The following is a 21,336-nucleotide window of genomic DNA, read 5'->3' as shown; positions in this document are numbered from 1 at the left end:
GTGATGACGATCTGTCTGAGCCCGCGACTCGGCGAATGGCAACGTTCGCTGACTGATCTGGTGCAAATCCAGAGCCGACGGTATAGTCCGGATGGAAGAAGGTCGAGCAACTGCTGCACCATTTTTTCAAATGGGATGTCATCGGTTTGTTTGCTCATGCCCTGAATTTATTCAGGGCATTTTTTATTGATTGCAACCTTCTGAAAGAGAACTGCCCAGGAGCAAAAAGGAAGGTGATGAAGTTGACTGATCGCGACTATATGACGCTGGCCTTGCAGATGGCTCGGGCAACCGCTGGACAAACGAGTCCCAATCCGATGGTGGGGGCAGTCGTCGTGAACGAAGGAGCGATTGTCGGGATCGGAGCCCATTTGAAGGCGGGGGAACCCCACGCAGAGGTGCATGCCCTGCGAATGGCGGGTGAACGTGCCAAAGGGGCGACGATTTACGTTACGCTTGAACCTTGCAGCCATTATGGGCGAACGCCGCCTTGTGCCATAGCGATCCGCGAGGCCGGAATCGCTCGCGTCGTGATTGCGGCGCAAGATCCCAATCCTTTGGTGGCCGGTCGCGGAATTTCCATGCTGCGTGAGGCCGGCATCGAGGTAGATACGGGGGTACTGGCGGCAGAGGCGGAAAAGCTGAATGAAATCTTTTTCCACTTCGTACAAACAAGAAAGCCCTTTGTCACGATCAAAACCGCCAGCACGCTTGACGGCAAAATTGCAACGGTCGCCGGGCATAGCAAATGGATCACCGGGAAGGAAGCGCGCCAGCAAGTACATAAGCTGCGGCAGCAATCGGATGCCATCCTGGTAGGAGTAAATACCGTGCTTGCTGACGACCCGGCATTGACCGCGAGAATAGATGACCAGGAGACGAAGAGACAACCAGTCCGAATCATTCTGGACTCCAGTTTGCGGATACCGCCAAATGCCCGCGTGCTCACTGATCGGCTAGCGGAAACCTGGATTTATACAACCGAACGGTCGTCTCCGGAGAAGCGAGCGGCGTTGGAGCAAATGGGAGCAAAGGTGCTGGTTATGGAAGGGACCGCTTCTGTTCCGATCGGCGGATTGTTGACCTCACTCGGCGAGCGGGGGATCACTTCCTTGCTGGTGGAGGGTGGCTCTGCGGTCAATGGCTCGTTTTTGCAGGCGCGCGCGATCAACAAAATCGTCAGCTACTTTTCGTGCAAACTGGTCGGCGGTGCCGACGCGCCGACCCCCTTTGGCGGAAGCGGACTCGCCGTGATGAATCAGGCCGTCGAACTGAAGGGAATCCGAATGGAACAGATCAGCCCAACCGACTTTTGTATTGAAGGCTATCCGGACTGGGTTTGCGATCGTACGGCGCAAGAGAGGGTGTGAAACATGTTTACAGGCCTAATCGAAGAAGTAGGTTACCTGGAAGAAATGAGCGGAACGGCGCTCGCCAGCAAGCTGACGATTCGCGCCGCCAAAGTATTGGAAGGAGTGCAGTTAGGCGATAGCATCGCGGTGAACGGTGTTTGTCTGACCGTCGTTTCCTATACAACGAGCAGCTTCACGGTCGACGCCATGCCGGAAACGCTAAGAAAAACAAATTTGGGACAACTGAAGCGCGGGGAACCGGTCAATTTGGAACGGGCGATGGCGATCGGCGACCGCTTTGGCGGGCATATCGTCTCCGGGCATGTGGACGGTACCGGGGAAATCAGCAGACGGCAAAAGTTTGCCAATGCGGTCCTGTTTACCATTAAAGCTGAAGCTCGCTTGCGAAAATATATGGTGCCGCAGGGGTCAATTTGTATGGACGGGATCAGTCTAACGATTACGGAACTGACCGATGACGGTTTCTCTGTGTCGATTATTCCGCATACGCTGGCGCAAACCAGCTTGCAACTAAAAGGCGTCGGTGACCGGGTTAATCTGGAATGTGACCTGATCGGCAAATATGTAGAGCGGCTCTTGTCCGGTTCAACACGCTCGGAAGCGAAAGCAGAAACAATCGGCATGGACTATCTCAAGGAACACGGTTTTATCTGAGAGGAGAGGAAGGAGAGGCGTCATGTTGGACTCTATTGAAGCAGCAGTGCAGGATTTGCAACAAGGCAAGGTCGTCATTGTCGTGGACGACGAAGACCGTGAGAACGAGGGGGATTTGATCTGCCTGGCGGAAAAGGCAACGCCGGAAGCGATCAATTTTATGGTGACACACGGGCGGGGGCTGGTTTGCGTGCCGATTACCGAAGAGCACGCCCGCCGATTGGAATTGCATCCGATGGTTGCAGCCAATACCGACAAACACGGCACGGCTTTTACCGTTTCCATCGATGAGGCGGAAACGCACACAGGAATCTCCGCTTATGAACGGTCGCAAACAATCATGGCCATGCTCGATCCGGCGAAAGGAGCCGCCGATTTTCGCCGTCCGGGGCATATTTTTCCGCTGATCGCCCGACAAGGCGGAGTTTTGCGTCGTCCGGGGCACACCGAAGCGGCGGTCGATTTGGCCCAATTGGCCGGGGCTTTTCCGGCCGGCGTCATCTGCGAAGTGTTAAACGAAGACGGAACGATGGCGCGCTTACCGCAGCTCAAGCAAATGGCCGAGCAATTCGGATTGAAACTCATCTCCATTGCCGATCTGATTCGCTATCGGGTTTTGCGTGAATCGTTGGTCCGCAAAGAAGTGGAAGTGTCGCTTCCGAGCCAGTACGGTGATTTTCGCATTGCCGCATACAGCAATCGGCTGGATCAACAGGAGCATGTTGCCTTGGTCAAGGGAGAGTGGACGGAAAATGAGCCAGTGTTGGTACGGATCCACTCGGAATGTCTGACCGGCGATGTCTTCGGCTCGTTTCGCTGTGATTGCGGACCGCAGCTGCACCAAGCGTTGGAACAGATCGAGCAGGCCGGCAAAGGCGTCTTGCTCTACATGCGGCAAGAAGGACGGGGAATTGGCCTGATCAACAAATTGCGCGCCTACAAGCTGCAGGAGGAAGGCTACGATACGGTTGAAGCCAACGAAAAGCTGGGTTTTCCTGCCGATGCCCGCAATTATGGACTGGCCGCGCAAATGCTGCGTGATCTTGGGGTGCAAAAAGTGCTGCTCATGACCAATAATCCGTTAAAAATGCAAGCATTGCAAGGATTTGGTCTGGACGTCGTGGAGCGTGTACCGGTGGAAACGCCTGTTTATCCGGAAAACAAACAGTATTTGCAAACGAAAATCGCCAAAATGGGTCATCTATTAAATCTCGAACAGGAGTGAACGAATGATGAGAACGTATGAAGGGCATCTTGTGGGAACAGGGTTAAAAGTAGGGATTGTCGCAGGCAGGTTTAATGAATTTATTGTCAGCAAATTGGTAGGCGGAGCAGTTGACGCTTTGAAACGTCATGGTGTCGAGGAAAATAACATCGAACTGTCCTGGGTGCCGGGGGCGTTTGAGATTCCCTTTATCGCCAAGAAGATGGCGGAATCAGGCAACTATGATGCGGTGATTACCTTGGGCGCAGTCATTCGGGGAGCGACACCACATTTTGATTATGTGTGCAACGAGGTAGCCAAAGGGGTTGCTTCTCTGTCGCTGTCCACCGGCATTCCGGTCATTTTTGGCGTATTGACGACCGACAATATTGAGCAGGCGATTGAGCGAGCGGGAACAAAAGCGGGAAACAAAGGATGGGAAGCGGCCGCAGCAGCGATCGAGATGGCCAACTTAAGCCGTCAATTTTCATAAACCGCCTGCACCAGCCAGGGATGTTTCTGTTTTCATTAAAACACTGGCGAAAAAATGAAGTGGTACGCTAAAATGGAGCATAGAGAAAGCTTGTGCAACTCGCGCATAGGCGTTCATATTTGGTAGGAGGAAGAGAGAAATGACAGAAAAAAAGATCGTAATTCAATTGCCGCACGGTTTGCATGCCAGACCGGCCGCGCAATTTGTGCAAAAGGCTTCATCTTTTGCCAGCGAGATTAACTTGCAAAAAGGGGCAAAAACGGTGAATGCCAAAAGCATCATGGGTGTGATGTCTTTGGCCGCGGCAAACGGAGAAGAAGTAACGTTGACTGCCGATGGCAGCGACGAAAAGGAAGCGATCGAAGCATTGACCGCTTTATTGATTTCAGGCGAATAAAGAATGGTGAAAAGAAGCTGCTGAACAATTGATCAGCAGCTTCTTTTGTTGCGGTTGCGTTTGCATCTCGGCATAATAGGGAGACGAGCTAAAGCTAAGTGGAGGAGAGAGCACATTGAAGCATTTGGCCAAATTGCATGGGTATAATTATTTCTATTTTTCGTTATTGGCAATCTTTCTGTCATTTCTTCCTGTTTACCTTTCGTCGCAAGGTATCTCGATGCAGCAAATCGGCAACCTGATCGCAATCGGATCGTTTGTCGGGATTGTTTCCCAGCCGCTTTGGGGTCTGATCAGCGACAAATGGCAAACCGTGAGAAAGGTTTTGCTTATTTTGCTTGCCATCTCGGTTTGCATCGGAACCATTTTGTTTCAATCGGCAAGTTCGCAATCGTTGCTGTTGCTGATCATTGCCTGGTACTTTTTTTACATGCCGACTGATCCATTGACGGAAAGTATGAACTACCGGATGTCTCAACAGCTTCAGGTCAGTTTTGGTTCGATCCGCATGTTTGGGGCGATCGGTTACGCTTCTACCTCGCTGATCGTCGGGTACTTGGCCAATTGGCTGGGAACTCACGCGTTCGCCTATGTGTTTGCTGCCTATGGCTGCCTTGCCTGGTGCTTGTGCTGGACATTGCCCGATGTGCGCGCGAACAGCCAAAAGTTGACGTTCGCGTCTTTGCAACGCTTTTTTGCAGTACCGTCAACGCTGCGTTTTTTTCTGCTGGTGTTGATTCTCGCCATCCCGCATCGGACGAATGACAGCTTTCTTGGCGTTTATGTGCAAAGCCTCGGCGGAACAAGCGCTCAGGTAGGCCTGGCATGGTTCTGCACGGCGGCAAGTGAGATTTTGTTTTTTGCCTTTAGCTATTGGTGGCTGCAACGTTTGCCTGAAATGTGGCTGATCGCCTTTGCAGCCGCCTTGTACGTTTTGCGGTTCGGACTGTGCAGCATCGTGACCGAACCATCGGCCGTGGTTTATTTGCAATTGCTGCAGGGCCTTACGTTTGTCGTCTTTTATACGGCAGCTATTCAGCATCTGAACAAAATTGTGCCGGAAGAATGGAAGGCGACAGGGCAAACGGTGTTGGCGGTTCTTTTCTTTGGCCTATCAGGGATTATCGGTTCTTCCCTGGGAGGCTGGATCTTTGAACAATACGGCGGCGATTCGCTCTATCAGGCGATGGCTATCGTTGCGTTCGCCGGTTTGATTGGCAGTATTGCCGTTGCGATGCGAAAACGGTACGCGAGAGACTCTGCTTAAAATTGGCAAATACTCACAATTCACCGGAAAAATTCCGATATAGAAAGAGAGTTGGTTTTTTTGGAATGAGAGATGAGGGGGATCGGTTAATGAAACTATTTGTACGCAAAGGTAAGGAAACGGAGCGGCTCACGCTGTCATCCCTGGATTTGAGCGATGTCCGTTTGCAAGTAACTCCCAACAGCGAGTTGGAGAAACAACTCCAGATGATTCATATTACCAGAGAGGATCTGGCGGTGGCCAAAGCGTTGAGACCATTGATTGCCCGCCATATCGAGGCGATTGTCAGCCAATTTTATGACAACCTGGCGCACCAGCCGGGTCTGCTGACGATCATTGAAAAACACAGCTCGATCGAACGTTTGAAAACGACGTTGCGGCAGCATATTGAAGAAATGTTTAACGGTGTGCTTGATGAATCGTATATCAAGAAAAGAAATACGATCGCGGTTGTCCATGTGCGAATTGGCTTGCAACCAAAATGGTATTTGTGCGCCTTTCAGGATTTGCTGCTCTCGATCACGCATCTGATTGAGCAAGAATTGCCGGATAAGGATTCCTATGGCAAAGCGATCAAGGCGATCACCAAGCTGTTTAGTCTGGAACAGCAGATCGTTCTGGAAGCATTCTCGGATGAACATGACCGGTTTCGGCACGAGTCCGAGGAAAAACGGTTAAAAGTAACCCAGATTTTATCCGAATCGGCGGAAGAGCTGCTGGCAGTATCGGAAGAAACGACTGCTTCGGTCGAACAAATGTCGGGTCAGACGAAGGAAGCGGTACAGTTCGCGCAAAACGGCGCCGAATATTCGAGCAAAGCGGTTCAGTTTTCGGAAGAAGGGAAGCGGCAGTTGGAACAGCAACAGCTGCAAATGACGCAAATTGAAGCAAGTGTAGGGAAAATTTCCGGCGAAATCGCTTCTTTGGAAAAAATATCGGAACAAATCCGCGACATCGTCCAGGTCGTTACTTCCATCGCCGAACAAACCAACCTGCTGGCGTTAAACGCTGCGATTGAGGCAGCGCGAGCGGGGGAACAAGGCAGAGGCTTTGCCGTCGTTGCCGATCAAGTGAGAAAATTGGCGGAAGAAACGAAAAAATCGGTGTCCAATGTTTCCGAACTGATTGAAAAGACTAATTTGCAGACAGAAAGCGTCTCAGCCTCGATGAAACAAATTCAAGGCCTGGTATCCTCCAGTACCAGGATGGTTGACGAAACGAACCAATCCTTTGAACAGATCATGCAGGCGGTGACGGTCAGCAAGGAACAAAGCAACCGGATTTTCCAACAGCTCGATAATGTTTCCAAAGTGATGGCTGATATGAACCAAGCGATCCGGCAAGTATCTGCCTCGGCCGAACGTTTGGTCGATGTGACAGAAGAGCTCAAGTAGGTGGGCCGGCAAGTGACCTCAATCAAATGATTGAGGCCTTTTTCTTTTGCGTTTGCTTTGCCCTATTGCTTCGTTTCCTGTTTGCTGGCCGGAGGACTGTCCAAGTAAGGCGCCAGAAGCGACTGCAGCTGCTTGACACGCTTTACATTTTTCTGGTACATCGTTTTGGCGGTCCTGCTTCTGGTTCCCAGCGCCAATTTCTCCAGCATGGCCTGCACCTTCCGCAATTCGTCAGCCATTAATTGCTGTGCGGGTACAGGTTTCCCCTTCAACTTGTCTTGTTTCAAATCAACGTACAGTTGGCCATCAGAAGTGATCTGGCCGAGAAACACATCTTCCGGATTCTTCGCTCCCTGTTTTCGAATTTCCCCAAGAAGCCACTCCGCTGTAAAGCCCAGTTTCTGCAAAGTTTTTTGCATGATGACGCCATCCATAATGACGATCCGTGGTGCGTGCTCTTCTTTGACAGCCAGGTTGAGCATTTTCGCGGTGACAGGCTGGGCGTCTTTTTTTAGCAAGACGCTTACATTGCCGTTGGTCTCAAGGACAGCAAACTCGACATCAGCCAGTTGAAAAGCGTTCTTTTCCCGCAGATAGAGCATCAGCTCGTCGGTGGTCAGTCTCGCCTGTGCCATGTTTTGCTCGAGGATCATGCCGTTTTCAACGAGAACCGTCGGATGGCCGTCGGTTAATCTCCGGAATTTGTATGATTTAAAATTTACCAGTGAAATGACGATCGGAAAAATCGCCCACACCAAAATTCCTACCAAGCCGTTCAATATTTTTATGCCTTGGTCAGAGGACAAACTTGCCGCGATTGAACCGATCGTGATGCCCACCACGTAATCAAAGAAAGTTAAGTGGGAAATCTGCTTGTTTCCCATCAATTTGGTCATCGCCATCAACACAAAGAATGCCAGAACTGCGCGAATGAGGATCAATATATATTCAGGCATGGCCGTTGCCCCCTGTGTACATGATGCTGTTATTATTGGAGAACCTTATAGAAAATCATGCATCAGATGGAGGACGAATGATGAAGCGGCATTTTTTGCTATATCTGGTCCTGGCTTTGGTTACGACAGGATTGACCCCGACGCAGGTCTCTGCAGCTCCCGACCCTTTTATGCAGCAAATTGAAAAAATCACGGCGCTGGTTGAACAGAAAAATTGGACAGAGGCGGAGAAGCATACCGACAAGTTACCCGAAGTGTTCAAACGCGTGAAATGGAAATACCAGCTGCTTGGCGACGAGAACGAATATGAGGAGATCGAGAAAGAGATTTTTAACGTACGCGCAGCGGTGCATAAAAAAGATAGCACCCAGGCGGCCGTCTCGTTGGCTTCGATTCGGGCGATGGTCCATCTGATCTATACCTTGTAGGAGGTGCGACGATGAAGGCGGCCGATCAGATCAGGGAGTCGCTTGCCGCGTTGATCAGCATTCAGGCGAATCTGCGTATGGGCGCGATTCAAACGCAGGACCGGCAAGCGCGAGAGACTTATGAGAATGGCGTGAACCTGACGGAGGAGATCATCGGTGATCTAAAGAGAAAACTGGAGACAGTTGAACTGCAAGAAACACGGCATGAATGAGTGCTGCTTGGCGGAATGGTATGTCTTTTCAGGCAAGCTCATCAAGGAATGAAGCAAAAGATTTCTGCAGATACTCAGGAAGTCAATGCAAAGGATAGAGGGTGACCAGCCGGATGATCAAGAAAGTTACCTTGTTGTTGCTGGTTTTCTGTTTATGTTTGGGCGGCAGCAATGATACCGTGGCAAAAGAAACGGACCGGACAGAGGAAGTGATCACATTCCTCAAGAACATGTACGACAAACGGATTCAGTTTTTGATCGATCAAGACGAGGCGAAAATCGCGTCTTTTTATTTGCCGGAAAAATACAGCCGTTATGCTTACAAACAGGAATTAAAAAGGGCCGCCTACATAAACGGATGGGCCGAGAAACGGGGGATCGATTTTCGCAAGGCTGAAGGGTCAATCCGCATAGGCCGGGTTGCAGTCAACGGAAATCGGGCGAAAGTATTTCTCGTGCAGAGTTGCAAACTAACCTACGCCTACAAGGAGCCGGAGGCAAAGGAACAATGGTTTGGTGTGGGAACAAGACACGCGCTCACGTTGAAATACGCGGACGGTGGCTGGAAAGTGGAAAAAGAATGGTACCTTGATCCTTTTGATGATGTCCCGCATAACATTCCGACAGCGCACAAACCTGCGGCTGAGCCGGCGGAAAAATTTGCGGCCCAACTGCTCCAGGAGAAAAAGTCATGGCGGAAGAAATACAACCGGCAGCAGGCGGTCGCTTATGCCGACAAGTATGCCGGCGCGGCAGCAGGAGCCGGCAACAACCACCGCTACAATCGCAAGTACAAAGACTATACTTACAGCGGCGGGGACTGTACCAATTTTTCGTCACAGGTGATCGGCGATCCACAAGAGGGAGGCGGACTGCCGATGTGGGGCGGCTGGTTTTATCGGAACGAGGGCAGCACCTCATGGATTCGCACTGATGCTTTCAAGGATTTTTTGCTGTACAGCGGCTATGGAAAACTGGTGATGCGTGGTTCTTACAAACAAGTTACCAAACGCACCGACAAGTATCCGTCGGGGGCGATCGCGGCCTTGGAACCAGGCGATTTGATCGGGTATGAAATCAGAGGGGATATTGACCATTTTTCCATCGTAACAGCCAAAGACGATCGTGGGTATGTCCTCGTCAACTCGCATTCCGCCGATCGCTATCACGTTCCATGGGATTTGGGTTGGGATCATCATACAAAAGTTTGGCTGATCAAGATCAGGGATTAGATCAAGAAGCTTGAATGAACAGACATACCGGCAGACAGGCTCCCATAAAATGTATACGAAGATGGACAAAATCGGAGGGGAACTGTGCTGCCTGTATTGATCAAACAATTTCTGGTACGCTCCAGTGCAATTTTGCTGGTAAAAGCGATCGGTGTCCTGGCCAAACTGCCGTTATTCCGTATGGTCGGAGGCGAAGGGATGGGGCTGTACCAAATCGCCTACTCACTGTACGGGCTTCTTTATGTTCTGCTGACCGGCGGGTTTTCCACCGCCCTTTCGATTATGACTGCAAGAGAATACCGACAGGGTTTGCGGATGTTTCGCTTTTCCATCCTTTTGCTGGCACCGCTGGGAGCCGTGTTTGGCTTGTTCGTGTACGTCAATGCGGCAATTATCGCCGATTGGTTTGGCAAGCCGGAACTGGAATGGGCGGTGCGCTGCCTGGCACCGGCGATCGTGATTGTCCCTTTGCTGGGGGTGATCCGAGGTTTTTTGCAAGGATTACAATATTTCGGCTTGATTGCTTTTTCCGAAGTGCTGGAACAGTGTGCGCGAGTGGGTGCCATGTTGATTCTTGTCGCCATCTGGATTCAGCAAGATATCGCGCTGGCTGTTGGCGGGGCAACATTTGGGGCGTTTGCCGGCGCGGCTGTTGCGTTGCTGTTTCTTTCCCTATTCTTGCTCGCGCAAAGCGGTAAATCAGAGCCGCTGGGAGTCGCGCCGACCGTTTCTTTGAGTGAGCAGCCGACAACGCTCCTGTTTTTGAGCAGTTCGTTATCGATTTTGGGCACTCGCATCATCTATCCGATCTCCGATTTCCTGAATGCCTGGATTGTTCCCAAGCGGTTGGTGGAGTCGGGATACAGCGGGAGAGAGGCGACAGCTATTTTTGGGGAAATTACGGGGATGACGGTGGCTGTCGTGTCCATTCCGACCATCATCACTTCCGCCCTGTGCCACATTTTAACGGCGCATTTTTCCGCAGACTGGGAACAAAAACGCCGCGCAGATTTTCGCCAGCGCACAAGGCGGTCGCTGGAAGTCGTTTTTTTGTGGGGGCTCGGTTCCACTCTATTGTTGTTTCATTTTGCAGAAGAGCTCTCGCTGCTCGTGGCCGGCAACGACTCGTTGGCCAAGGCCATTCGTTATTTGGCTGTGTACCCGTTGCTGATTGGATTGCGGGAGTTGACGACCATTTTGCTGTGGATTATGGGGTTGCAAAAAGAACCGCTCATCGCTTCTGTCTTGGGGACGCTATCGGCCGTTGCCGTCAATTATGTGCTGGTGGCCGTGCCCGGTTTTGGCTATGCCGGCGTTGCCGTGGGCATTCTCACTTTTGAATTTGTCGTTATTTTGCTCAACTTGCTGCAATTAAAAAAACAGGTAAAAGAATTGCTGGTGGCCTACAGTTTTTTGCGCCATACCGTTTATTTGCTGGTCGGCGTGTTTTTGGGGGTAGTGATCACCGATTATGTTTTCGCCTCGTTTGCCAGACTGTCCACGCTGCTGGTAACCGGAAAAGTGATGATGGCCGGAGCAAGCCTGGTGCTGACCCTCTTGTTTGCGTACGCCAAACCGGCTGCGCCTAAATAAGCTTGTGCGTATTTTTTGCCCGCCGTTTACATAGGATGTACCAACTAGGGGGTGACGGGATTGGCTGTGTTTCGAACCCGTCGTCGTTGGCGAAATCCGCTTACTCGAACCAAAGCATTTTTTATCGCACTTGTTATCTTTCTCACTTTCACGATTCAATTCTTTGTCGTGGTGGAGCAGCGTTTGGAACCGACTTTGCTGATTTTGGCCTCGCAAAAAGCGGAACAACTGGCGAAACAGGCGATTGCGGACGCCATCACCAAACGGATCGCCCAGCAAGGGGTCGATTTTAACGAGATTGTGAAAATGGAAAAAGACCAGGAGGGACGGATACAAGCGGTTCAATTTAACTTCAAGGAATATTCCCGGATAGTCGGCGAAACGACCTCGCGAATTCAGACTCGCTTAAAAGAATTTGAAGAAGAAAAGGTAGATCGGACGATTCCGTTAGGATTGGCGACGGGCAGCAGTTTTCTTGCCCAGCTTGGACCGGATCTGCCTGTTACGTTTGTGCCGATCGGCTCGGTCAAGACCCGGTTGGAAACCAAACTGGAAGAAGCGGGTATCAACATGGTCCTGGCGACGGTCTACATCTTTGTTGAAGTGGATTTGCGCATTGTGATTCCGTTTGCGACCGATCAAAAAACGGTCAAGACGGAAATTCCGATCACCCATTCGCTCATTATCGGTGACGTGCCGTCTTATTTGTATAATAATCCTGACGGCAAGCCGGATGTGCCCAAACTTGACGAAGCAGGAGAAGGCAGTCCGCCGGCCAACAATTAGGCCTGTTCAAGTCAGCGCGGACAGATTACGATAAGGGTAGGGAATATTTTCCACATAACGATTGAGGAGGTTTTACGATGAGCAAAAAAGTTTTGCTTGTGACTGGCGATGCAGTGGAAGCTTTGGAAGTTTTCTATCCGTATTATCGATGCCTGGAAGAAGGATTTGAAGCGGTTATCGCTTCACCGACGAAGAAAACGCTCTATACGGTATGCCATGACTTCGTGGCCGGTGTGGAGACTTATACGGAAAAGCCGGCGTATCAGCTGGATTCGCATGTCTCTTTTGCTGAAGTAAATCCTGCTGAATTTGACGGGCTGATCATCCCCGGTGGGCGTGCGCCGGAGTATATCAGGCTGAATGAAGCGCTGAAGCCGATCGTTGCCCACTTCTTTGAAGCGGGGAAACCGGTTGCCGCTATCTGTCACGGTTCGCAAGTGTTGACTTTGGTGAAAGAATATTTGCAAGATAAGCAACTGACCGCTTATCAGGCTTGCCGTCCCGATGTGGAAGCGTGCGGAGCGATTTATCAAACGGAAACTGTCTATGTCCATGACCAGTTGGTCTCGGCGCATGCATGGCCAGACCTGCCCGGATTTATGCGCGAATTTATCAAACTGTTGAAATAGACGGATCGCTGTCAAAACGCCTTGCCAGGTTGCGGCAGGGCGTTTTGCTTTGCCGGAGGAACGGAAGAAGGTTCTCCCCATTGGCAGTCAGGGCGGATTCCTGTATGATAAGAGAAAATATGTTCGGTCATCAATCAAGTTGATACAGGAGTGAAGCAATAGCATGTTGTCTTTTATCCATACGGCGGACATCCATCTGGATACGCCATTTGCCTCGTTGGCAGAATTACACGAGCGCCGGCAGGCGGACGTACGGCAAACATTGACACGGATTCGCGATTTGGTATGGGACAAACAGGTTGATTTTTGGCTGATTGCCGGCGATCTGCTGGAGTTTCACGGCGGCAGGCGGTCAACGGCTGTGTTTTTGCAGCAGTTGTTTGCCAGCATCGCGCCGATCCCGGTGTTGATTGCAGCGGGCAATCACGATCCATGGGTCGAGCGTTCGTATTACCGAACGATGGACTGGCCAGCCAATGTTTTTTTCTTTACAGACGAGTGGGGAGTACTGGAATTCCCCGAGAAGTCTTGTGCCATATATGGCTGGAGTTTCCCCAATGCCCATTATGGCGATTCCCCTTTGGCGCAATTTCCGGGGAAACTTCCTGCATACCGCTACCATCTCATGGTTTTGCATGGAACTCTTTTGACCAGCGAGGCCGAGGGGCACCAGCCCTATGCCCCGTTTTCCCTGCAGGAATTGGCCGATATCGGCGTTCACTATGCGGCGCTGGGACATATCCATAAGCCTGCTCAATTTCTCAATCCGTATACCAAACGGGTATTTGCGGCTTATCCGGGCAGTCCCGAAGGGCTCACCAGCAAGGAGAGCGGAGAGAGAACGGTTATTTACGGGACTCTGTCGGACGAGCAACAGCTGCACTTGCAGACGATTCCGGTGCATACGAGGGAGATCGTAAAACTGGATTTGCCGCTCGCCGGGGCGGAGACAAACGAGCAACTGATTGCAAAGGCCGAAGTTTTGCTGGCCAAGGTGGAGCGGACCAGTCTGGTTTACGTCAGACTTACCGGGGAACGGGCCGCGCATTTTGAACCATCGCTTTCCTTGTTAAAGGAACATTTTCGCGATTTCTTCTCGATTCAGTTTACGGACAAGTCCCGGCCGGATGTGGACGAGGACAAACTGCGGGCGGAGCAGGGGATTTTGGCCAAATGGCTGGAATTGCTGGATGAGCGGGCGGCAGCAGCAATGGATGAACGTCAGCGGAAAGTGGCGGAGCTGGCACGGGCAGAAGCGCTGCGCAAAATAGGGGGGAGCCTGCGATGATCATCAACGAGCTGCACATAAAAGGCTTTGGCAAATGGAAAAATCGCACGTTTCGGTTTGCGCCGGGTCTTAATTTGTTTATCGCCGGCAATGAAGCCGGCAAAACGACCCTGCTGAATGCGTTGATTGCCTCGCTGTACGGGTTGAAACGGGATTATGTGCGGGTAACGCGTTATTTGCCCGAATATGAGCAATATCTGCCCTGGGATGGCGGGCCATACGAAACGATCGTACAGTACCAGCTTGCGGAACAGCAGTTTCGGTTGCAGCGGGTTCACCGAAAGGAACAGGAACAGGCCAGGCTGTTTCGCGAGCCGGAATTGCTGGAGATTACCCATCGCTACCAAGAGGACAAGCGCAAGGAGTACAACTTCCTGGAAAGCCATCTGGGGTTGAGTCGAACCTTGTTTACCGATTTGACCTGGATCAACAGGGAGCCGTTGCAAGCGGCCGACTATTTGTCTTCCTCCATCGTCCCGTCAGAGCAGCAGCCGGATCCGCTGGCCAACCAAATCTTGGCTGCGATCGATCAGGAATTGACGTTAATCGGCAAAAAGGATACTGGCGGCACGACCTTATGGGGAAAAGCGGCTCGGCAGGCGGCGGAGGCCAAGCAGACTCTGGTTGCCGCCGAACAGGCTTGGCGGGAAGCTCAGGCGATTCAGGAGATGAGCGGACAATGGCAAGAGCAGCTGATCGATTGGCAACGACAGCGAGAGCGGATGGTCAGCCAGTTGAATGAGCGGGAACAGCAAGCAAGCGGCTGGCAGGAACGTTGGCAGCGAACGTTTCAACTCAAAAGCCCCGATGACTTGCTCGTTTGGGAGACCGAAGCCGGCGAGCAATGGGAGCGGCAACTGTATCGGCAGGTGCGGGAAGCGTGGGAGCAGCAAGAAAGACAACAGGACGAGACAGCAGATGCCTCGGCGGATGAAGCGGTTGTCCGCGAAGTGGAGGCTGCCTATCTCAGAGGTTGGCAACTGCTCAAAGAGCTCGACCGAAAGCGGGAGCAACTGCTGCAGGCGGGAGGAGCAAGCGCGAGACCGCGCTGGTCGCAAAAGCGTGCAAAGACGAATGGACGGAAGCGCTTGGCCATCGCGGGCGGTGTGCTGACTGCGTTGTTTGCCGGTTTGGCGTGGTGGCAGTTTTCCAGGCAGCAAATGAGTTGGTTTTTTTTCTTCAGTGTTTTGACAGTAGGCAGCATGGCCGGGTGGCTTTGGCGCAGCTTGGGCTGGGGGAAAAGAGGCGAGCCGGCGAAGCGGGCCGGACAGCTGCAACAGCTCGAACGGGAACTGAATCAAGTGACGGATCAGCTGGCTGCGCTTCTCGACGAATGGAAAGTGCCTGACTGGGATGCCTTTTTGGCCCTGCGGGAGCAATGGAAAGAACGGTTGCATCGCGCGGAGACGGGGCGATTGAGCAAAGAGGCGGCAACTGTCCGCGAACGGGAAAATCGGCGCGAGTACTGGATTTCAGAGATTCGTCGACAGCTGGAAGCGCAAATGGCATCCTGTGATGAGCAAAAAAAACTGCTTCAGGACAAGCTGTGGGACACGGAAGAGCAAATCGCCGCTCTGCGGGAAAAAATCGCGAAAGCACAAGGGGAAATGGGCCAATGGGATCAGCTTTCCCTGGCAAAAGCGCGCAGCGAATATGAACAGGCCGCCGCCGCTGTCGAGCAGCTGCTGTTGCGACGCGATGCTTTGCTGTTGGCCAAGGAATGTCTGTTGGAAGCCGTCCAGCAGTGGCAGCGGAATCTTGCACCGGGAATCAACCGGCGGGCTTCGCAAATCATGGCAACGGTTACGGCAAACCGCTATCGCGATGTTCGCCTTGATCCGTCAGACAAGTTTGCTGTGCGCGTAGTCTCCGAAGAGCAGCAGCGGGTCGCTTTGCAAACAGAACTCTCCACAGGAACAAGCGATCAGCTGTATTTTGCCCAGCGGTTGGCGTTATTATTGGCCGTCAGCGAACAGACAGGACCTTTGCCCATTTTTCTCGATGACCACTTCATCCATTACGATGAACAACGATTGAGCAGAACGCTGGCATATCTCGTCAAGTTGTCGGAACGTCATCAAATTTTTCTGTTTTCTTGCCATCAGCGCGAATGGACCGTATTGCAACCTTTCCTTCAGGGAAATGAGCGGCATTTGCTTCATGAGTTGTAAACATAATACTTTTTTCCGATCCCCTCTATTGCCGCTTCCAAATTGATTCAACTATAATAAGGGAATATTGAAGACAATAAACGCTAGGGGTGAGCCTATGATTCAACGGAAACCGGAATGGCTCAAGATTAATCTTGTCTCGGGCGAACAGCTGGCCAATTTTAAAGAATTGAAGCAAACGATGCGCAGCAATACATTACATACAGTATGCGAAGAAGCGAAATGTCCCAATATCCATGAATGTTGGGCAAATCGTACCGCAACTTTCATGATTTTGGGGGATATTTGCACGCGGGCGTGCCGTTTTTGCGCGGTAAAAACCGGCTTGCCGACAGAGTTGGACTTGGCCGAACCGGAACGCGTCGCCGAAGCAGCAGAGCATATGGGGCTGAAGCACGTGGTTGTCACTTCGGTTGCCCGGGATGATCTCGCGGACGGAGGGGCAGCGATCTTTGCGGAGACGATTCGAGCCATTCGCCGCAGACTTCCGTTGGCAACGGTAGAAGTGCTGATTCCCGACTTTCAAGGGAATTGGGATGCCTTGCAAGTCGTGATGGAAGCACGTCCCGATGTGTTGAACCACAATATCGAAGCGGTGCGCCGTCTGTCTGACCGGGTTCGGGCACGGGCAAAGTATGAACGGACATTGGAATTGCTGAAACGGGCAAAAGAAATGGCCCCGGCAATCCCGACAAAATCCAGCCTGATGATCGGGGTTGGGGAAACAATTGACGAAATACTGGAAACAATGGACGACTTGCGCGCCGTTGATGTCAATATTATGACCATCGGCCAGTATTTGCAGCCGACCAAAAAGCACTTGCAGGTCGAGAAATATTATCATCCTGACGAATTCAAGCAGCTGCAGGAAGAAGGAATGAAGCGAGGTTTCAGCCATGTGGAGGCTGGCCCGCTGGTCAGAAGCTCCTATCATGCGCATGAGCAGGCGAATGCAGCAAAAGCACAAATCATGCAGGCGCGATAAAAAACGAACCCCCTTGCTGCGGGCAAAGGGGTTTGTCTGGCATTATCGCCAATCGGTTTTAACGAGTGGTGCCGTTGGAAGTGCCATATGGCGTATTGGAGCCGACGGTGCCGGTATTTCTGGCAGTTCCCGTAGTTCCTTGGTTGCCATTGCCTTGGTTGCCATTGCCTTGGTTGGCTGTACCGTTCACATTGGTGTTCATGCCGGTACCGCGGTTGCGCATTTCATCTCCATCGGCCAATCCGCCAAAGCGGCGAACAAGGTTTTCCACGTTTTGGTCCTGATTAGCGGTATTCGTTGACTGGCTGGCTACTCTGGACATTTCACTGACCATTTGCGGGTTATCCGTCAAGTATACCTTGTAGTAGCGGGGCGCTACGGACAACGCACTCAAACGGGCTTGTGACTTTATTTGCGTATTGTTTTGTCCATTGGTTTGCAAACCGACAAAAACTTCTTCATCCGTCACCAGTACGGTCGAGGAGTTGACCCCTGGGACGCTGGCGGTTACACTTCCGACAGCATGGGCCAAGGCATTGCGGTCTACATAGACGCGGGTGGCGACATTGGCATCATTTCTTACCTGCGTTCCATCGAGATAGCTGAAGCCATATTGGTTTTGGTTCGCAGAAGCTGTCGTCATGTGCCGGTCACTGTAAATGGACGTTCTGCCGTTGTTGCCCGAATAATTACGAATACCGGTTGTGGTGGTGTAACCGTTACCGCCTCCGGCACCATTTGGTGTAAAGGCACCCATACCGGTTCCTCTTGTTTGGCCGTTTAGGGTTGTCCCGTTGTTTCGATTGGTGGTGGTACCGGTTCGATCGTACACACCAAGATTGTCGGTTCCGTAACTGCCGGCTCGGTCATAATTGTTTAATGTCCTTGGTGCCGATTGACTGTGGGTTGTTCCAGTTGGATTGTTTGGTGAAGCGTTGTTTGTTCCACAAGCTGAAGTCAGCAAGGCCAAAGTTGCGATTGCACTTAATAAAATGGTTTTGTTCATGGTTACACCCCCTACGTGGTAGGATGCCCGTTCGCGATCGCTGGTTTCGTGGGAATTTCATCTAATCGAAAAAAGTGTGATAAAATAAATGCAAGGCATTTTTGCATGTAGTGAGGAGGAAGCCTGTTTGATCCGCTTGCAAGCTGGAACGTACGAATTGATGGAAGAAAGCCGCAACGGTTGGAATTTGGAAGCATTTAAGGAACGGTACAGCGATATTCTTGATAAGTACGACTACATTGTCGGGGACTGGGGTTATGGTCAGTTACGCTTGCGAGGCTTTTATGAAAATACAAATCGCAAGGTGCTGTTTGAACAACGGATCGCTGCTCTTGACGAATATCTTCATGAATTTTGCAATTTTGGTTGCCCGTACTTTGTACTGAAAAAGGTGAAAGCAACGGCGGCGGATGGGGATCAGGAGCTATCCAGGGACGACGAATTCGTACCGGTGGAGCAAACGGTGCAGTTTGAACGAAAACAGCGAAATTTCATGCCGAGACACTCACGCAACGAACGACAGGAGCGCTCTGGAAACGGGGAGAAGCAGGGAAGACCGGAACGCGCCAAAAACAACCGGCAGGAAGCAGGAGAACGAAACAACAGAGAGCGCCGCGGCGGCTATCGGCCGGTTCGCGACAAAGTGCCTGCGAACAGCACCAACCATTCCAAAAAGCCGGAAAAGGACATCTGAAAGAAAGACAAGCGCCGCTAACGGTTGGCCCGTTAGTCAGGCGCTTATTTTGATTGGAAATTTAGCGATTTTCTTCGCCGCCGTATTCTTCGCCTTCCGTTGGTGCGCTTACCGGCCAGTAGCGGTAAGGATAGGCGGGATAGGGCGGGTAGTAAGGCGGATAATATGGTTGATAGTACGGAGGATACGGCGGATAGTAGTTATGGTACGGTGTGAAGAATGGAGCCAAGGCAAATGGTAAAAGCAAGCTTGCCGCATCTTCGGGACTGTCAAAATATCTGCGTCTCCGTCTGAAATTAACCGGGGCAGCTTGTTGTTTTTTGGAAGGGGGGGTCGGATAATCGTAATGGTTTTCTTGCATAACGCGAATGAACACTCCTTTGATTTCAATTTTTCTTTCAAAGGCAGTATACGAAGGAGCAGGGCGATAGGCGAATTGTCCGGAGCGAAAATGGGCGAATATCCAGCTTTCAGGTTTGCAAAGAAAAAAGTTGCCGAGGTTTCTCGACAACTTGACGATAAAAACTTAAATGATGAGCAACAAAAAATTGTGCAGCTCTTCCGCTTCTTCGGCGGAAAGATTAAAGGCGAATTCCAGATAGCCCTCTTCTTTGAGATCGTCAGGACCGATGATCGCCGCTCTTCCATTTTGAATGTTCATAACCAGCTTTTTTCCATAGAAATGGTTGGTCGTTGTAATGGCCAAATCAAAGCGGGTGGTCTCGCCCATAAAACTGACGAAGCGCGTGCTGGTCTCCTCTGTTTCATCATACAAGTAAAACAAGTCATCTGACATTGTCTATCTCCCACTTCCATAAATTACTGATGCCTTTATTTTAGCATAAGTCATGGTTATACAATATTTTATTGAAGGAATGAATATTTTCTACTAAACTATTAAGAAAAGATATCGTCTCTCAGCAGGAGGGATTGTTTTGTACCAGAAGCCGCATAAAGGTTGGGAAAAGATTCGAACGTGGTTGTATTTCTTTTACCCGGGACGATTGCTGAAAATATTCCCTCCCCATTTTATTGTACGGGATGTAGTACTGGAACAAGTAGAGAAGGAGTTCAAAAGTGGTTCAAACTGTCTGCTTCTTTTGCTGGATTTAGAGCAATATACAGATATAAAAGCGTTATATCCGCCTGATGTGTTGCTGCAGGTGGAGAATTCAATCGCCGATGCTTTTCGGCAGTTAAGCCAGCGTTTCTTTTCTGCGGAAGAACTGCTCGCCGTCCAAAAATACGGAGACGATGATTACGTTTTGATTTTGAAAGAGACCGAACGCGGTCCGGAATTCCAGCACAGGTGTTATTCCTTCCGAGAGGCTTTGGAAGAGGAAATTCAAAAGAAAACAGCTTCTTTCTTCGATTATCCCATTCGATTTCACCTGGCCGCAAGCGATTTGAAAAAGGACGAAGGGGAAGCGCAAGAAACTTTGCTGTCCGCCTATTTCGACGCTCGGGCGATTGCGGGAAAATATTCGCCATCGCATTACAGCCGCATTCGCTCACAAGTAAAGCAGATTATCGAGGAAGAAAAAATCCATGTTCTCGCTCAGCCGATCTTTTCCCTGAGCAGCGGAGACGTGCTCGGTTGGGAAATCTTGACGAGGGGACCGAAAGACACCCCTTACTACAATCCGATGGAATTGTTTGATTACGCGCATCAGAGCAGAATGTTAATGAAACTGGAATTGCTGGTGATGAAAAAAGCGTTTTTGGCCATTGACCAACATAAGACGGATAAACCGGTTTTTATTAATGTCACCGTTCCTTCGTTAAATAATCCTCATTTTCTTGAAGGGGTAAAGCAGCTGTTGGCGAAGTTTCCCCAAGTAAATCCGCGCCAGGTGATTTTGGAAATCACCGAGCGGCACGTGATTGAGGAATACTCCACGTTTCAGCAAGTTGTCGATCTGTTCCGGCAATTGGGCTTTCGCTTTGCCGTCGACGATACCGGAGCAGGTTACTCGAGTCTGCATATGATTACAGAACTGATGCCGGATGTGATCAAAGTCGATCGTTCGATCATCCAGCAGATCGATCGCCATGAAGTGAAAGAGGCGGTATTGCAAGCACTGTTGGCTGTCGCTAACAAGATCGGGTCGGACGTGATTGCAGAAGGGATTGAAACAGCGGCCGAAGCAAGAGCGTTGCAGCAAAAAAATGTCGGTTACGCGCAAGGATACTATTTTTCGCCGCCGCATGAGCCTTTCCTGTTGCCGGTGGATAATCGACCGCTCTCGTAAGGATACATAGTGGTCCCTTTCAGCCTTTCGATACATACAGAGATCCCCCGGAATTCCTGGGGGTTTTCCTTTGCTCTCTGCTCAACCATTTCGGTATACGATGAGGCAAATGTTGGACAGTTTGAGCAAAGTGTAATCAGGTGACAGCCTGTTCAATTTTGGTATACTGATAAAAGAAAAGGGGTGGCGCCATGAGCGGAGGAAATTCATACCTGCAAGAAGGGGAACTGGTCCTCATCGTGCTCATTCTCACATTTGTCGGCACGATCTGGTATGCAAAACGGGCTGCAAAAAAACGGAAAAATGAGTAGGAAGGAAAATA

23 protein-coding genes are annotated in these 21,336 nt (G+C 50.9%); 19 read left to right on the top strand and 4 right to left on the bottom strand.

Annotated features, from left to right (window positions below; all coding sequences use genetic code 11):
* Positions 1-236: 236 nt before the first annotated feature.
* From ribD to JOD01_RS18060, 7 genes are all read left to right on the top strand, one after another.
* Complete coding sequence (gene ribD / locus JOD01_RS18090) at positions 237-1,370, top strand: bifunctional diaminohydroxyphosphoribosylaminopyrimidine deaminase/5-amino-6-(5-phosphoribosylamino)uracil reductase RibD (RefSeq protein WP_204519701.1); 1,134 nt, start codon at positions 237-239, stop codon at positions 1,368-1,370.
* Positions 1,371-1,373: 3 nt separating this feature from the next.
* Positions 1,374-2,027: a riboflavin synthase gene (gene ribE, locus JOD01_RS18085; protein ID WP_204519695.1), complete on the top strand. Its 654-nt coding sequence runs from the start codon at positions 1,374-1,376 to the stop codon at positions 2,025-2,027.
* Positions 2,028-2,049: 22 nt separating this feature from the next.
* Complete coding sequence (locus JOD01_RS18080) at positions 2,050-3,252, top strand: bifunctional 3,4-dihydroxy-2-butanone-4-phosphate synthase/GTP cyclohydrolase II (protein WP_204519694.1); 1,203 nt, start codon at positions 2,050-2,052, stop codon at positions 3,250-3,252.
* A 4-nt stretch (positions 3,253-3,256) separates the two neighbouring features.
* A complete protein-coding gene (ribH, locus tag JOD01_RS18075) occupies positions 3,257-3,724 on the top strand; it encodes a 6,7-dimethyl-8-ribityllumazine synthase (protein WP_275581976.1) in 468 nt (155 codons plus the stop codon).
* 139 nt (positions 3,725-3,863) lie between these two features.
* The gene (locus JOD01_RS18070) at positions 3,864-4,121 is read left to right on the top strand and encodes an HPr family phosphocarrier protein (protein WP_204519693.1); all 258 of its coding nucleotides are present in this window, start codon (positions 3,864-3,866) and stop codon (positions 4,119-4,121) included.
* A 115-nt stretch (positions 4,122-4,236) separates the two neighbouring features.
* Positions 4,237-5,388, top strand: a complete 1,152-nt coding sequence (locus JOD01_RS18065; RefSeq protein ID WP_204519692.1) for an MFS transporter — start codon at positions 4,237-4,239, stop codon at positions 5,386-5,388.
* Between the two features lie 89 nt (positions 5,389-5,477).
* Positions 5,478-6,782 carry a globin-coupled sensor protein gene (locus JOD01_RS18060; RefSeq protein WP_204519691.1) on the top strand — a complete coding sequence of 435 codons (1,305 nt, stop codon included), beginning with the start codon at positions 5,478-5,480 and terminating at the stop codon, positions 6,780-6,782.
* A gap of 62 nt (positions 6,783-6,844) precedes the next feature.
* On the opposite strand, the gene JOD01_RS18055 is transcribed toward JOD01_RS18060, so the two are convergent.
* Positions 6,845-7,738: a DUF421 domain-containing protein gene (locus tag JOD01_RS18055; protein WP_204519690.1), complete on the bottom strand. Its 894-nt coding sequence runs from the start codon at positions 7,736-7,738 to the stop codon at positions 6,845-6,847.
* An 80-nt stretch (positions 7,739-7,818) separates the two neighbouring features.
* On the opposite strand from JOD01_RS18055, the gene JOD01_RS18050 reads away from it, so the two are divergent.
* The 9 genes from JOD01_RS18050 to lipA all read left to right on the top strand — a co-directional run bounded on the left by JOD01_RS18050 (position 7,819) and on the right by lipA (position 17,062).
* Positions 7,819-8,166 (top strand): DUF4363 family protein, encoded by a 348-nt coding sequence (locus tag JOD01_RS18050; protein ID WP_204519689.1) that lies wholly within the window; start codon positions 7,819-7,821, stop codon positions 8,164-8,166.
* An 11-nt stretch (positions 8,167-8,177) separates the two neighbouring features.
* Positions 8,178-8,378: a DUF1657 domain-containing protein gene (locus tag JOD01_RS18045; RefSeq protein WP_204519688.1), complete on the top strand. Its 201-nt coding sequence runs from the start codon at positions 8,178-8,180 to the stop codon at positions 8,376-8,378.
* A gap of 113 nt (positions 8,379-8,491) precedes the next feature.
* Positions 8,492-9,610 carry an amidase domain-containing protein gene (locus JOD01_RS18040; RefSeq protein WP_204519687.1) on the top strand — a complete coding sequence of 373 codons (1,119 nt, stop codon included), beginning with the start codon at positions 8,492-8,494 and terminating at the stop codon, positions 9,608-9,610.
* A gap of 84 nt (positions 9,611-9,694) precedes the next feature.
* Positions 9,695-11,203 (top strand): oligosaccharide flippase family protein, encoded by a 1,509-nt coding sequence (locus JOD01_RS18035; RefSeq protein ID WP_204519686.1) that lies wholly within the window; start codon positions 9,695-9,697, stop codon positions 11,201-11,203.
* Between the two features lie 60 nt (positions 11,204-11,263).
* Positions 11,264-11,989 carry a sporulation protein YunB gene (gene yunB, locus JOD01_RS18030; protein WP_239565563.1) on the top strand — a complete coding sequence of 242 codons (726 nt, stop codon included), beginning with the start codon at positions 11,264-11,266 and terminating at the stop codon, positions 11,987-11,989.
* A 77-nt stretch (positions 11,990-12,066) separates the two neighbouring features.
* Positions 12,067-12,618, top strand: a complete 552-nt coding sequence (locus JOD01_RS18025) for a DJ-1/PfpI family protein (RefSeq protein WP_204519684.1) — start codon at positions 12,067-12,069, stop codon at positions 12,616-12,618.
* Between the two features lie 163 nt (positions 12,619-12,781).
* Entirely contained in the window at positions 12,782-13,906 is a 1,125-nt protein-coding gene (locus JOD01_RS18020) for a metallophosphoesterase family protein (protein WP_204519683.1), read from the top strand.
* Entirely contained in the window at positions 13,903-16,077 is a 2,175-nt protein-coding gene (locus JOD01_RS18015; RefSeq protein ID WP_204519682.1) for an ATP-binding protein, read from the top strand. The genes JOD01_RS18020 and JOD01_RS18015 overlap by 4 nt, the downstream gene beginning before the upstream one ends.
* A 97-nt stretch (positions 16,078-16,174) precedes the next feature.
* Positions 16,175-17,062 carry a lipoyl synthase gene (gene lipA / locus JOD01_RS18010; RefSeq protein ID WP_204519681.1) on the top strand — a complete coding sequence of 296 codons (888 nt, stop codon included), beginning with the start codon at positions 16,175-16,177 and terminating at the stop codon, positions 17,060-17,062.
* A 58-nt stretch (positions 17,063-17,120) separates the two neighbouring features.
* Here the strand turns inward: lipA and JOD01_RS18005 are convergent, their stop codons facing one another.
* Positions 17,121-18,068 (bottom strand): YhcN/YlaJ family sporulation lipoprotein, encoded by a 948-nt coding sequence (locus JOD01_RS18005; RefSeq protein WP_204519680.1) that lies wholly within the window; start codon positions 18,066-18,068, stop codon positions 17,121-17,123.
* Positions 18,069-18,195: 127 nt separating this feature from the next.
* Here JOD01_RS18005 and JOD01_RS18000 point away from each other — a divergent pair, with 127 nt between their 5' ends.
* Positions 18,196-18,762, top strand: a complete 567-nt coding sequence (locus tag JOD01_RS18000) for a YutD family protein (RefSeq protein WP_204519679.1) — start codon at positions 18,196-18,198, stop codon at positions 18,760-18,762.
* A 61-nt stretch (positions 18,763-18,823) separates the two neighbouring features.
* Here the strand turns inward: JOD01_RS18000 and JOD01_RS17995 are convergent, their stop codons facing one another.
* Entirely contained in the window at positions 18,824-19,123 is a 300-nt protein-coding gene (locus JOD01_RS17995) for a hypothetical protein (protein ID WP_204519678.1), read from the bottom strand.
* 165 nt (positions 19,124-19,288) lie between these two features.
* A complete protein-coding gene (locus JOD01_RS17990) occupies positions 19,289-19,558 on the bottom strand; it encodes a DUF3055 domain-containing protein (RefSeq protein ID WP_204519677.1) in 270 nt (89 codons plus the stop codon).
* A 139-nt stretch (positions 19,559-19,697) separates the two neighbouring features.
* Between JOD01_RS17990 and JOD01_RS17985 the strand changes: the two genes are divergently transcribed.
* Together JOD01_RS17985 and JOD01_RS17980 are read left to right on the top strand one after the other, a co-directional pair.
* Positions 19,698-21,014, top strand: a complete 1,317-nt coding sequence (locus JOD01_RS17985; RefSeq protein ID WP_204519676.1) for an EAL domain-containing protein — start codon at positions 19,698-19,700, stop codon at positions 21,012-21,014.
* 191 nt (positions 21,015-21,205) lie between these two features.
* Positions 21,206-21,325, top strand: coding sequence for an amino acid ABC transporter permease (locus tag JOD01_RS17980; protein WP_204519675.1), 120 nt, complete (start codon positions 21,206-21,208; stop codon positions 21,323-21,325).
* Positions 21,326-21,336: the final 11 nt, after the last annotated feature.

It is taken from the genome of Brevibacillus fulvus (assembly GCF_016908525.1).
Lineage (GTDB): Bacteria > Bacillota > Bacilli > Brevibacillales > Brevibacillaceae > Brevibacillus_G > Brevibacillus_G fulvus.
The sequence above is the reverse complement of the archived record's forward strand: the minus strand, read 5'-3'. Positions and strand labels throughout refer to the sequence as shown.